The organism is Frankia sp. CgJB1, from assembly GCF_977947065.1.
The window spans coordinates 1-13,657 of record NZ_CDWTNB010000010.1 but is presented as its reverse complement, the minus strand read 5'-3'; the positions used below and the strand labels follow the sequence as shown (position 1 = coordinate 13,657).

The 13,657-nt window shown below is 67.8% G+C and carries 8 protein-coding genes; 5 read left to right on the top strand and 3 right to left on the bottom strand.

Translation table 11 applies throughout. The features are described 5' to 3' along the window. Window positions 1–112 precede the first annotated feature (112 nt). Window positions 113–1,291, bottom strand: a complete 1,179-nt coding sequence (locus tag AC08OT_RS02445) for a cystathionine gamma-synthase (protein WP_476591864.1) — start codon at window positions 1,289–1,291, stop codon at window positions 113–115. Between the two features lie 38 nt (window positions 1,292–1,329). Continuing rightward, complete coding sequence (locus AC08OT_RS02440) at window positions 1,330–2,709, bottom strand: cystathionine beta-synthase (protein WP_476591877.1); 1,380 nt, start codon at window positions 2,707–2,709, stop codon at window positions 1,330–1,332. Window positions 2,710–3,206: 497 nt separating this feature from the next. Here AC08OT_RS02440 and AC08OT_RS02435 point away from each other — a divergent pair, with 497 nt between their 5' ends. From AC08OT_RS02435 to AC08OT_RS02415, 5 genes are all read left to right on the top strand, one after another. Beyond that, window positions 3,207–3,611 carry a YccF domain-containing protein gene (locus AC08OT_RS02435; protein ID WP_476591863.1) on the top strand — a complete coding sequence of 135 codons (405 nt, stop codon included), beginning with the start codon at window positions 3,207–3,209 and terminating at the stop codon, window positions 3,609–3,611. A 295-nt stretch (window positions 3,612–3,906) separates the two neighbouring features. After that, window positions 3,907–6,990: a putative bifunctional diguanylate cyclase/phosphodiesterase gene (locus tag AC08OT_RS02430; RefSeq protein WP_476591862.1), complete on the top strand. Its 3,084-nt coding sequence runs from the start codon at window positions 3,907–3,909 to the stop codon at window positions 6,988–6,990. Window positions 6,991–7,169: 179 nt separating this feature from the next. Beyond that, window positions 7,170–8,903 (top strand): ABC transporter ATP-binding protein, encoded by a 1,734-nt coding sequence (locus AC08OT_RS02425; RefSeq protein WP_476591861.1) that lies wholly within the window; start codon window positions 7,170–7,172, stop codon window positions 8,901–8,903. Further along, window positions 8,900–10,861, top strand: a complete 1,962-nt coding sequence (locus tag AC08OT_RS02420; RefSeq protein ID WP_476591860.1) for an ABC transporter ATP-binding protein — start codon at window positions 8,900–8,902, stop codon at window positions 10,859–10,861. The genes AC08OT_RS02425 and AC08OT_RS02420 overlap by 4 nt, the downstream gene beginning before the upstream one ends. Before the next feature lie 594 nt (window positions 10,862–11,455). Beyond that, the gene (locus AC08OT_RS02415) at window positions 11,456–12,412 is read left to right on the top strand and encodes a radical SAM protein (protein ID WP_476591859.1); all 957 of its coding nucleotides are present in this window, start codon (window positions 11,456–11,458) and stop codon (window positions 12,410–12,412) included. Here AC08OT_RS02415 and AC08OT_RS02410 read toward each other — a convergent pair. Further along, a partial coding sequence (locus AC08OT_RS02410) for a class I SAM-dependent DNA methyltransferase (protein ID WP_476602492.1) occupies window positions 12,409–13,657 on the bottom strand: 1,249 nt, incomplete at its 5' end. The genes AC08OT_RS02415 and AC08OT_RS02410 overlap by 4 nt on opposite strands.

Genomic DNA, 13,657 nt, shown 5'->3' with positions numbered 1-13,657 from the left:
ATTACGAATTCTATGTCGCCGCTGTGGGTTAAGGTTTGGACTTTTTCGCTGGTTCGCCCTTCCGTACCGGGCGCGTGCGCCAGAAGCCGCCACTCCCGAAATCGGGGCCGGGCTACGCGGATCTGTCGGAAAGCCCGCGCAGCGCCTGGTGCAGATCGGCGACGAGGTCGTCCACCGATTCGATCCCGACCGAGAGCCGAACCAGGTCCGCGGGTACCGCGAGCGGTGAGCCCTCCACCGAGGCATGGGTCATGCTCGCCGGATGTTCGATCAGGGATTCCACCCCACCCAACGACTCGGCGAGAGTGAACAGCCTGGTCCGGCCGCATGCCTCCACGGCCGCGCGGGGGCCGGCCCGAAGGGTGAACGAGACCATTCCCCCGAAGTCACGCATTTGCTTCGCGGCGATGCCGTGACCCGCATGCCCGGTCGAACCCGGGTAGCGGACGGTCCCGACGGCGGGGTGCGTGGTGAGCTCGGCCGCGATACGTCGAGCGTTGTCGCAGTGTCGGTCCATCCGAATGGGGAGCGTCTTGACACCGCGCAGTACCAGCCAGCTGTCGAAGGGGCCGGCGACGGCGCCGGCCGCGTTCTGCAGGAATCGTAGCCGGGCGCCCAGGTCCGGATCGCCGACCACGAGCGCGCCGCCGACGACATCGCTGTGGCCACCGAGATACTTCGTCGTGGAATGCACCACCGCGTCCGCACCCAGGGTCAGTGGCTGCTGCAGGTAGGGCGAGGCGAACGTGTTGTCGACTGTTAGCAGCGCCCCCGCGTCATGCGCCAGCGACGAGAGAGCGACGATGTCGGCGATGGACAGCATGGGATTGGTCGGGGTTTCGCACCACACCAGCCGCGTGGTGCCCGGACGGATCGCGACTCGCACCGCATCGAGGTCGGTGAGATCGACGTTGGTGTGGTCGACGCCCCAGTCGGCGAGCACCCGGGCAATGAGCCGGTAGGTGCCGCCATAGGCGTCCGCCGGGATGATGACGTGGTCTCCGGGCCGGCAGACAGTTCGCAGCAGGGCGTCTGTCGCCGCCATGCCGGAGGAGAAAGCGAGGCCGACCGTCCCGCGTTCCAGTGCGGCGAGGCAGGTCTCCAGCGCGGTACGGGTCGGATTCGCCGAACGGCTGTACTCGTAACCGCTCCGAAGCCCACCCACGCCATCCTGGGCGAACGTCGAGGACTGGTGGATCGGCGTCACCACCGCTCCCGTGATGGGATCGGGCTCCTGGCCGGCATGGATCGCGATGGTCTCGAATCCCTCAGTGGGCTGCTCCATAGGCATGGCGCCACGCTAGGGCCTCCTCGATGATCGGTGCCGATCTAGCGGACGGCCAGGAAACTCAGCAGGTCGGCACGGGTAAGGATGCCGACGGGATTACCCTCGTCGTGTACCAACACCGCGGGTTCGTCCCCGAGCACCGCGACGATCCGGGCCAGTGGCTCGCCGGTACCCACCATCGGAAGCGACGGCGACAGATGATCGGCGACCGGATCGTCGATGGCGGACCGGTCGGCGAAGACCGCCGCGAGCAGATGCCGCTCGATGACGGAACCCGCGACCTCCGCCGCCCGCAGGGGCGGTTCGTGCCGCACCACCGGCATCTGCGACACGTTGTACTCGCGCAGGTAGGAGATGGCGGCACCGACTGTCTCGGCCGGGTGGACATGCACCAGATCGGGGGGACCACTGGTCTGTTCGGTCTTGTTCCGCAGGACGTCCGAGACGGTCGGCTCGTTCGACGGTGGCTCCAGAAAGCCGTACTCGTACATCCATTCGTCGTTGAAGATCTTCGACAGGTATCCGCGGCCGGAGTCCGGAAGCAGGACCACGACGGCGTCGTCCGGGCCGAGCTCGCGAGCGACCCGGAGGGCGACGACCACCACGAGTCCGCCTGACCCGCCCACCAGCAGCCCGCATTTCCTGGCCAGCTCGCGCGTCATCAGGAACGAGTCGCGGTCGCTGACCGCCTCCACCCGGTCGACGACCGTCTTGTCGTAGGTCGTCGGCCAGATGTCCTCCCCGACGCCTTCGACGAGGTAGGGTCGGCCGCTGCCACCGGAGTAGACCGAACCCTCCGGATCCGCGCCCACGATCTGCACGGTTCCGCCGGACGCCTCCTTGAGATAACGGCCGACTCCACTGATCGTCCCGCCGGTCCCGATGCCGGCGACGAAGTGGGTGACGCGACCGTTCGTGGCCTGCCAGATCTCCGGCCCGGTCGTAGCGTGGTGCGCAGCGGGATTGTTCGGGTTGGAATACTGATCCGGGCTCCAACCACCGGGAGTCTCGCGGACGAGCCGGCGGGCCACCGAGTAGTAGGAGCGGGGGTCGTCGGGTGCCACTGCTGTCGGGCAGATGACGACCTCGGCGCCGTAGGCGCGCAGGACGGCCCGTTTCTCTTCGCTGATCTTGTCAGGCATGGTGAACACGCAGCGATAGCCCCGCCGGGCCGCCACCAGGGCCAGACCGACACCGGTGTTTCCGCTGGTAGGTTCGATGATGGTCCCACCAGGCGGAAGCAGCCCGGCCTCCTCGGCGGCGGAGACCATGGTCAGCGCCACCCGGTCTTTCACCGATCCACCGGGATTGAGGTACTCCAGCTTTGCCAGCACCGGCGCCGGCATCGTCTCGATCGTCGGTGTGATCCGGACCAGCGGTGTGTTTCCGACGAGATCGATCACGTGGTCGAATGCCTGCATATCGGTCATCCGCGCATCATTTCCGCTCTCGAGAGAGGTAACCGGGGCAACACCTCGTGTCCACGGCAGGCGGGAGCCGGTTGAGCTGCCCGAACCGGATCACCTCCTGGATACCGACGACCATGGCCGGGACGCTGCCTGTGCCCGGCGGCGGCGTACGTCACCTGCGTTCGTGCGGACGCGACATGCCGGCATGGACTGCTGCCACGACAGTAGCGAGCCGGGCCGGAACGTGCCGGGCCGCGTGGCATCCACTCTGTTTGCGATGGCATCCCGGGGGCAGATCGTCGTGGTGTACCTGACGGTGCGTCATCGCGAGTTCCGATGACCGTGCCCGGACGACCGTGTCCGGACGACCTGGACCCGATTGGTACGATAAAGTTCGGTGCTGATCGACGAGTGGCGTCGATGTTCCCGGCAGGCTTGCCATCGGCGTTCACCACGATCCCGGTGTCGGAGATCCCGGTGTCGGATCGGGAGAGAGAGCGGGTCAGCTCATGCGCCTCGTGCTCAACGTCATCTGGTTGGTATTCGGTGGTTTCTGGCTCGCCGTCGGTTACGCCCTCGCGGCGCTCGTGTGCTTCATTCTCATCGTCACGATCCCCTTCGGGATCGCCGCTCTGCGGATGGCGAACTTCGCACTGTGGCCGTTCGGACGGCGCATTGTCGACCGACCCGGCGCTGGCGAGGCGTCTCTGATCGGAAACGTGCTGTGGATCCTTCTGGCCGGTTGGTGGTTGGCACTGGGACATCTCACCACCGGCCTGGCACTCTGCCTCACCATCATCGGTATCCCGCTCGGCCTGGCGAACTTCAAACTAATCCCGGTCTCGCTGCTGCCCCTGGGTAAGGAGATCGTGGACGTCGACGCCTCCGCCGTCGGAGCTCGCGCGGCATTCTGAGCCGCTGCGGCAGGTCGAGCGTGCTCGGACCGTGCCGCGCCGTCGTGCGAACAGAACGCCGGCTGCATGATCACAACGGCATGATCGACTAGGGCGTCCCGCTCCACCGGTAGCGTCGCCAGCATCGCATACATGCTTATACCGGTCTCATATCAAGCGTCGCTCGCAGATCGGAGCATTCCGCAGGCGGCAGCAGGCCTACAATGGTGTAGTAGATTCGATGGTGTGGAATGTGCGCGCAGGCCAGGGTGAGGCGGAAACCCCTGGGGATCCCGAGGAGGTAGGTGAACTCATCGTGGACATCTGGGATGACCTTGCGCAGCGTAACAACGCTCACCTGCGGGAACTATTCCTGACCGGTGACCTGGTAGCGGAAGGCCCACAAAACGCGATCTTGGGTTCGTGGTGGCGCAGCCAGGTACTGAACGTGAGCCCGGACCGGTGCTCCCCCGTCTATGATCCGGATCTTGACCTGGATACGCGCCTGGTCCGCGCGGCCGACCCGGTGCTCGACCGACTGGCATCCACGATCGCCGGGACCTGGGTGTGCGTGTGTCTCACCGACGACCAGGCAAGAATACTGGCGCACCGGGTCGGTGAGGCATCCTTCGGCCTACACCCTGGGTTCTGCGTCGCCGAGCACCTGGTCGGCACCAGCGCCGTAGCCCTCGCACTCGTGGAAAGGCGCCCCGCCCGGGTCTCGGGCGCCGAGCACTTCGCTGACCTCTACCAGCCGGACGCGTGCATATCCGTTCCCGTCCGCGACCCCCTCAGCGGGCGCATCGAGGGCGTGTTCAGCCTCATCTGCAGGCTCGCCGAGGCGAATCCGTCGGCGGAAGCCATGGTGGGGGAGGCTGGCCGCGCCATCGAACATCGGCTGCTGGAACAGGCGAGCGAGCGGGAACGGGCCTTGCTCCTGGCGTACCGGCAGGCCAAACACCGGATGCGGATACCGGCTGGCGGCGCACAGTTTCCGCTCGATCTCAAGGCCGGGTCCGGCATCGAGATCGAGCGTGATATTCGGCTGGTTTTGCAGGAGAAGGCCGCTGAACTGATCGCAGCGGGCCGCCCGACCGTCATCGAGGTATCCCTGCCGCACGGTCAGACCGCCACGCTGGTGTGCAGGAAGGTACAGACGCACTCCGCGGTGGCCGGACTGGCCGTCGAGGTCGCCTTTCCCTTCGGGCCGCCCCGTCGCCTTATGACCAGCGCCGCGGCCGTGGCAGGGCACCTCAACAGCCAGCCGCAGGGGGCCGACGCCGGTGCCCCGTCGGCGCCGGGGCTTTTCCTGCCGTATGCCGCGCTCGGCGCGCCCAGGCCGATACCGCGCCCGCCGGCCAGTGCACTCGACGCCACTCGCCCGGCCAGTACCCCCCCGGCCAGTACCCCCCCGGCCAGCCGGCAGCCCGCCATCGGCGCGTCGCTGCTGGCCATCGGGGAACAGGGAATCGGCCGTCTCGCGGTGGCGGCACGGCGACGCCTCACCCTGCTGTACGAGGCCAGTATGCACATCGGGACCACCCTCGACGTGACCCGGACCGCCGAGGAACTGGCCCAGGCAGCCGTGCCCGAACTCGCCGACGTCGTCACGGTGGACCTGGCGGAGTCTGTCCTGCGGGGCGAGGATTCGCTGCATCCGACCGCACTGCTGCGTCCGAACGCACTGCTGCGCCGCGCCGCCCTGCACGGCATCCAGGAAGGCCTCGCCCTCTACCCGGCCGGTCACCAGATCAGCTTCCTGCCCTCCACGCCGCAGGCCCGGTGCCTGGCCAGCGGGCGGGCGGTGCTTGATGCCGACCTGCACGCCGCTCCCGGCTGGCAGGCCCAGGACCCCGAACGCGTCGAGCGACTCCTCGCGCAGGGGATCCACTCGCTCATCACGGTTCCCCTGTCCACCCGCGACGTAATGTTCGGGGTGGCCAGTTTCTACCGCTCCCGGCAACCAGAGCCCTACGAGGACGACGACTTGGCCCTGGCCGAGGAGTTGGCCGCCCGCGCGGCGCTGTGCCTGGACAACGCCCACCGCTACACCCGCGAACGACAGCTGCACCACCAGGCCCTGCACGATCCGCTGACCGACCTGGCGAACCGCACGCTGTTGACGGCCCGACTGCAACGCGGACTTGCCCGGCGCCTCCACGACAATACGCAGGACAATACGCAGCTTGCACTACTGTTCTGCGACCTCGACGACTTCAAGAGCGTCAACGACAGATTCGGGCACGCGGCCGGCGACGACCTGCTTCGCGTAACCGCGGATCGGCTGACGAGTTGCGCCCGTACCACCGACACGGTTGCCCGCATCAGCGGCGACGAGTTCGCGGTCCTACTGGAAGGTGGCTGCGTCGACCCCGAGTCCATCGGGCGGCGGATCCTGGAAACACTCCGCGTACCCTTGGTACTCGCCGGAACGGTTCATACAATCCAGGCCAGCATTGGGCTGGTCGTTGTCGACCCCGGCACTCAGGCCACTGCGGAAAGCGTGCTGAAACAGGCAGACTCCGCCATGTATGCCGCAAAACGGCGGGGTAAAGGCACCCTGGTGGTGTACCGGCCGGAGCTGTGCCCCGCCAGCGCCGAGGATGCCCTGCGCACCAGCCTCACCCACGCCGTACGCGGCGAGGATGGCGGCGGTACCCTCGACGTCAGCTATCAGCCGATCATCGAGCTCCACACCGGTCGGACCGTCGGTGTCGAGGCGGCGCTTCGGTGGGACGACCCGTCCTCCCGACCCGCTCCCCACCACCGTCTCATCCCCACCGCCCAGCAGACCGGGCTGGCCCCCGCACTGGAGCACATCCTGCTCGACCGGGCCTGCCGTGACCTCGGCCGCTACCGAAGCACGGGCCATCCGGAGGTGGCCCTCCACATCCCCGTCTCGATCATCGATGCCGCTGACGCCTGGTTCACGACCGAGGTGATCAGTGCCCTGACCGTCCACCACCTGCCACCCGATGCTCTCGTGCTCCGCGTCGTCGGCGCGACGCACCACACCGATCAGGCCGCCCTGCGGGCGCTGCGCGGACTGGCCGCACGAGGCATCAGGCTCGCGATCATCTGTCCCAGCGCCGAGGACCTCTCGTTCGATCCCCTTCTGCCACTCCCCGTCCAGATCATCGTGCTCGACGCCACCGCCACCCGGCAGCTGACCGAATCGCTGACCGACGGCCGCACCCCCGGGGAAGAAGAAAACGACGGCACGTTGCGCACGGCGTTCCTCGCCACCATCCGCGGGCTGGGCATCTCACTGCTGGGCACCGGCATCACCGACGCGAAGCAGGCCGCCACCCTCGCGCACAGCGGCTGCGACCTCGGCCAGGGCAGCCTTTTTGGCGGACCCGCACCGCTCGCCGACATCCCCGGCAGGTATCCGGCATGAGGTAGCTGCCATGTCTCCAGTGCGTGGCACTGGCCCCCAACTCTCCAGTGCGTGGCACTGAAAATGCCTTGACCTGATGTTGGGTTGACGTCGTAGGGTCGCAACACGTTTGCAATGTGGTTACCCACCGTTGTCGCGATCTACCGGTTCGACCACCAGCCGCCACCGAGAGGGACCGTATGCTGATCCGACTTCTGCGGGCTCACCTCGGCCCCTACGGCCGGCCGATCTCGCTACTGGTCCTTCTGCAGCTGGTGGCGACGATCGCCATGCTCTACCTCCCCACCCTCAACGCTGACATCATTGATCGTGGAGTGGTCATCGGCGACACCGGCTACATCATGCGTATCGGTGGACTCATGCTCGGTGTCAGCGTCGTGCAGATCGTCTGCGCCGGCGCCGCCGTCTTCTTCGGAGCCCGGACGGCGATGGCGCTCGGTCGGGATATCCGGGCGTCGGTGTTCGACCGGGTCCAGTCATTCTCAGCGCGGGAGGTCGGCCGCTTCGGTGCGTCCTCACTGATCACCCGGGCCACGAACGACGTGCAGCAGGTGCAGATGCTGATGTTGATGAGCTTCACGCTCATGGTCTCCGCGCCGATCATGTGCCTGGGCGGCATCATCCTGGCGGTCAATCAGGACGCCGGGCTCTCGCTCCTGCTCGTCGCGATCACTCCGGTCCTCGCGGTGATCATCAGCTTGATCGTGCGACGGATGCGGCCGCTGGGCCGGGCGATGCAGGAGCGCCTGGACGCCGTCAATCGGATCCTGCGGGAGCAGATCACCGGACTCCGGGTGATCCGCGCTTTTGTCCAGGACGATTATGAGCGGCGCCGGTTCGCGGTGGCTGACGCCGAACTGACCGACGTCTCGTTGCGGTTCGGTCGACTCATGGCGTTGATGTTCCCGCTCGTGCTCACCGTGGTCAACTTCTCGAGCGTGGCCGTGCTGTGGTTCGGTGCTCACCGTATCGACGCCGGCCAGATGCAGATCGGCGCGCTGACGGCCTTCCTCAGCTACCTGATGCAGATCCTGATGTCGGTGATGATGGCCACCTTCATGTTTATGATGATTCCCCGCGCCGAGGTGTGCGCGGAGCGCATCCAGGAGGTGCTCGAGACCGACTCCACGGTCCTGCCACCGCAGAACCCGGTGCGGGAGTTGCGCCGCCACGGTGACCTGGAACTGCGGGGCGTTGGGTTCCACTACCCGGGAGCGGAGGCGCCGGTCCTGCGCGGAATCAGCCTGTGCGCCCGGCCGGGTCAGACCACAGCCATCATTGGCAGCACCGGTAGCGGCAAGACGACGCTGCTCGGTCTGGTCCCGCGGCTGGCCGACGCCACCGAGGGTGCCGTCCTCGTCGACGGCGTCGACGTCCGCGATCTCGACCCGGCGCTGCTCGCCCGGACCGTCGGCCTGGTTCCACAGAAGCCGTATCTGTTCTCCGGCACCGTCGCGACCAATCTGCGTTACGGAAATCCGGACGCCACCGAAGACGAACTGTGGCGCGCGCTGGAGATTGCGCAGGCGAAGGACTTCGTCGAAGCCATGCCGGACGGTCTCGGCACCGCGATCGCCCAGGGTGGCACGAACGTCTCCGGCGGCCAGCGCCAACGGCTCTCCATCGCCCGCGTGCTCGTTCACCGCCCGGAGATCTACCTGTTCGACGACTCCTTCTCGGCCCTCGACTACGCCACCGACGCCCGTCTGCGCAGGGCGCTCGCCCACGAGACCTCCGCCGCGACCGTGGTGATCGTTGCTCAGCGGGTCGCCACCATCCGGGATGCGGATCAGATCATCGTGCTGGACCACGGTGAGGTGGTCGGCGTCGGCACCCACCAGCAGTTGATGGCCGACAACACCACGTACCGCGAGATTGTGCTCTCCCAGCTCACCGAGGAAGAGGCGGCATGAGCAGCCCGGTACCGGTACCGCGCCGCGGCCCGGCTCCGACGGCCGGGCCCGCTCGGTTCTTCATAGGCCCGGGCGCGACGGAGAAGTCGATGGACTTCGCCGCCTCGAGCCGCCGACTGCTCGGACTGCTGCGACCGCAGCGTCACCTGATGATCGCCGTCGTGGTCCTGGCGACGTTGAGTATCGGTCTGAGCGTGATCGGTCCTCGCCTGCTCGGCCACGCCACCGACCTGGTGTTCGCGGGGATCTTCAGTCGGCGGCTGCCCGCTGGCAGCACGAAGGAGCAGGCGGTCGCGCAGCTGCGTGCCACCGGCCACGGCACCCAGGCGGACCTGCTCGCCTCGCTCGACGTGACCCCCGGTCATGGCCTGGACTTCGATGCCATCGGTGTCGTGCTGCTGGGGGTCGTGCTCGTCTACGCGGTGTCCGGGCTGTGCGGTGTGCTCCAGGCCCGGCTGGCGAACCTGGCCCTGCAGAGAGTGATCAGTGATCTGCGCCGCGACGTCCAGGCGAAGATCTCGCGGTTGCCCATCCGTTACTTCGACGGTCAGCCGCGAGGCGAGGTGCTCAGCCGGGTCACCAACGACATCGACAACTTCGGGCAGAGCCTGCAGCAGAGCATGTCGCAGATCGTCGTGTCGACGCTGACGATCGTGGGCGTGCTGTCGATGATGCTCTGGATCTCCTGGATCCTCGCCCTGATCGCGCTGGTCACGGTGCCAGTGTCGATCATGGTGGCGACCCGGGTCGGCAAGCTGGCTCAGCCCCAGTTCGTCGCTCAGTGGCGGATCACCGGTGGTCTCAACGCCCATATCGAGGAGATGTACACCGGGCACACGCTCGTGCGGGCGTTCGGCCGGCAGGAGGAATCCGCGGAGATCTTTCGTGAGCAGAACGAGCGGCTCTACGCCGCCAGTTGGCGCGCGCAGTTCATCTCCGGTCTCATGCAGCCCTCGATGTTGTTCATCGGAAACCTGAACTACGTGCTGGTAGCGGTGATCGGCGGCCTGCGGGTCGCGTCCGGCTCGCTGTCGATCGGTGACGTCCAGGCGTTCATCCAATACTCTCGGCAGTTCAGCCAGCCGTTGTCCCAGGTTGCCAGCATGGCGAACCTGGTGCAGTCCGGGGTGGCCTCCGCGGAGCGGGTGTTCGACCTGCTCGACACCGTCGAGCAGGAACCCGACCGGGCGGTTCCGGCGCATCCGGAGCGGCTTCGTGGCCGGGTGGCCTTCGAACACGTCTCCTTCCGCTACGAACCGAACAAGCCGTTGATCGAGGACCTGTCACTCGTCGCGGAACCTGGTCACACCGTCGCGGTCGTCGGGCCGACCGGTGCCGGCAAGACCACTCTGATCAACCTGCTGATGCGCTTCTACGAGGTCACCGGCGGACGGATCACCTTGGACGGGGTCGATGTCGCGGCGATGTCCCGGGATGAACTGCGGGCCAGCATCGGCATGGTCCTGCAGGACACCTGGCTGTTCGGCGGAACGATCGCGGAGAACATCGCCTACGGTGCGGAGGGCGCCACCCAGGAGCAGATCGTGGCGGCGGCCCGCGCCGCGCACGTCGACCGGTTCATCCGCACCCTTCCCGCGGGTTACGACACCGTGCTCGACGACGAGGGGGTCGGCGTGAGCGGCGGGGAGAAGCAGCTGATCACCATCGCCCGTGCCTTCCTCGTGGAACCTCTGATCCTGGTTCTCGACGAGGCGACGAGTTCGGTGGACACCCGTACCGAGGTCCTCATCCAACGGGCGATGTCGACCCTGCGGGCGGGCCGGACCGCGTTCGTCATCGCGCATCGACTGTCGACCATCCGGGACGCGGACACCATTCTTGTGATGGAGAACGGAGCCATCGTCGAACAGGGCACCCACACCGAACTCCTGGCCGCTGGCGGCCTGTACTCCCGGCTGTACCAGTCCCAGTTCGCCCAGGCCGTCGTCGAGATCTGACCGTCGAGGTCTGACGCGAGCGGTTGCGCTACCAGCCTGTGCGTGTGACAGCGGGGATGAGCGCGAGCCGGACGGCTCGTTAGGTGAACTCTGACAAGAAAGCGGATCGGGATCGCTCCGGTCGACCCTGAGCGGTTAGCATGCCGTGCCTTCCCGGGATGCAACAGTGCCGATGGTCGGTGAACGGTGCCGATGGCCGGTGCGGGCTCTTTCGGCGATGATGTCGGTGGAGGTGGGGGATGGCGAAGGATGAACCGGCGGACCCGCGGCTGCCACGAGGGCCCTCCTGGGCTGCGCAGGTCGGCCCGGGGCGGGCTGAGGACATCGCCGAGAGACTGGCCGCGGAGGAGTCCACCGAGACGACCCTCGAAGCATCCGGCCGGTGGCCGTCGGCCCAGCCGCCTCCCGGGCTCTACCCGCCGCCGCAGTCCGCGGGGTCAGCCTGGGGCACGGGCGAGCTTCCGATCGCGACGCCCGTGTACGGCGGCCCACCGCTCCAACCGCTCCCGCCGCCCCAGCCCGACCGGGATCAGTGGTTTTCCGGGCCTCGGCGGGGTTGGCTGCGTCGCCTGTTCCGAAGGTGACGGATCCGAGATGACCGGGTTCGTTCCCGTGGCACGTGCTCAGGCGCCCGGTCCGCCCGGTCCACCCGGTTCTCTCCGGTCGAGGAGGACGGCGCCGCGCCGGACGTACGCCGTCTGGGAGCTGACCCTGGCGTGCAATCTCGCCTGCGGGCACTGCGGCTCGCGCGCCGGTGACCGGCGGCCCGCGGAGCTGACGACCGAGCAGGCGCTCGACGTCGTGGCGCAGCTCGCGGCGGTCGGCGTGGACGAAGTCACGCTCATCGGCGGTGAGGCGTTCCTGCGCCGCGACTGGTTGACGATCGCGGCCGAGATCACCCGCCGGGGCATGGGATGCACGGTCACGACGGGTGGATACCGGATGAGCGCGGCCATGGCGCGCGGACTGCGCACGGCGGGTGTCGAACAGTGCTCGGTGTCGGTGGACGGGATGGCCGCCACCCACGATCGCTTACGCGGCCGGAAGGGCTCGTGGCAGTCGTGTTTCACGACGATGGAATGGCTGCGCGCCGCCGACGTCGAGGCTACCTGCAACACCCAGATCAATCGTCTGACCGCATCCGAACTGCCCGAGCTGTACCGGCGGCTGCGGGCCGCGGGCGTCGTCGCCTGGCAGTGGCAGCTGACCGTTCCGATGGGCAACGCGGCCGACCACGCCGAGCTCCTGCTCCAGCCGGTCGAGCTGCTCGAGGTGTTCCCGATGCTTGCCCGGATCGCGCGTCGCGCCCGCCGGGACGGCATCCGCGTCCATGCCGGCAACAACGTCGGCTACTACGGCCCTTACGAAAGGCTGCTGCGCTCTCCCGAGGGGTCGGCCTTCTGGGCGGGATGCCAGGCCGGGTTGTCCACGCTCGGCATCGAGGCGGACGGCACGATCAAGGGTTGCCCCTCGTTGCCGACCCGGGACTACGCTGGGGCAACATCCGCGACCGCAGCCTCACCGATCTGCTGCGTGACGCTCCCGAGCTAGCGGTCAACATGGCGGCGGGGACGCCGGCCGCGGTCGAGAACCTGTGGGGCTTCTGCCGCGGCTGTGCGTACGCGGACGTCTGCCGCGGCGGCTGCACCTGGACCGCCCACACTTTCTTCGGCCGCGCCGGCAACAATCCCTACTGCCATAACCGGGCGCTGACACATCAGCGCGCCGGGGTGCGGGAACGGCTGGTCCAGGTCGCCCCGGCGCCGGGGGAGCCATTTGACCATGGACTTTTCTCCGTCGTCCAGGAAGACCTGGACGCGCCCTGGTCCCTGACCGACCGGCCCCGCCTTACGGCCGAGGAGATCCACTGGCCCCGTGACTGGATCGACTGACGGTTCCTCGCCGTCTCGGGAGGTGCCCAACCGGGGAGGTGCGCCAGGTCTGGGATCCGCCCCGGTCGAGGCTGGCCGAGGTCCGGGCCGGCTCGGGTCCGGGGGCGCCGGGTCAGGACCTGCGCCAAGTGGAGATGTGGACGGTGCTGGCGGCGGTGAAGGGCGCACTATCCCAGCCACCGTACCGGTCGACCAGTGCCAGGCCGGCGAGCCGAGCCATGAGATCGAGCTCGGCGGGCCAGGCGTGGCGCAACTCCACCGGAGATAGGTGTCGATGCCGTGGTCGGTGATGGCGATGTGGCGGCTATGGATCCGCTGGGTGGAGCGGTCGAGTATCGCGGTGTTCAACCGGGTCTCGTCGTCGGCGGTCGTGGTGACCCGGAGGTCCTGCCCGCGGTCGAACAGGGAGAGTTCCGGTACGAACGCCTCCAGGATGAACACCCCGCCGGGCCGCAGGCGGGCGGCGGCCGAGGCGAAACACCGTTCCTGGTCAGCCTGGGTCAGCAGGGCGAAGAACGTGCTGAACACGACGTAGACGAGGCTGAACGAACCTCCTGGAACGTCGATGTCGGCGAAATCCCCGATCGTCACCGGCAGTTCCGCGCCGCCGGGTTTCGCCCGCAGCCGCCCAACCATGCGCTCGGAGGCGTCGATCCCGGCTACCGGAATTCCACGCGCCGCCAGCGGCAGGGCGATTCGCCCGGTCCCGATTCCGAGTTCCAGTACCGGCCCGTCGCCGGCCCGTTCCGCGGGGAAGTCGACGACCGCGCCGATCTCCTCGACTCGGGAACCCACGAGATGCCACCGGTCGTAGACATCTGCGATCCGGTCGCCGTACTCGGCCGGATCCTCTTTTCCGGGTTTCGTCACCATGCCGACATCGTGACAGTTACCCGGCCAGCCT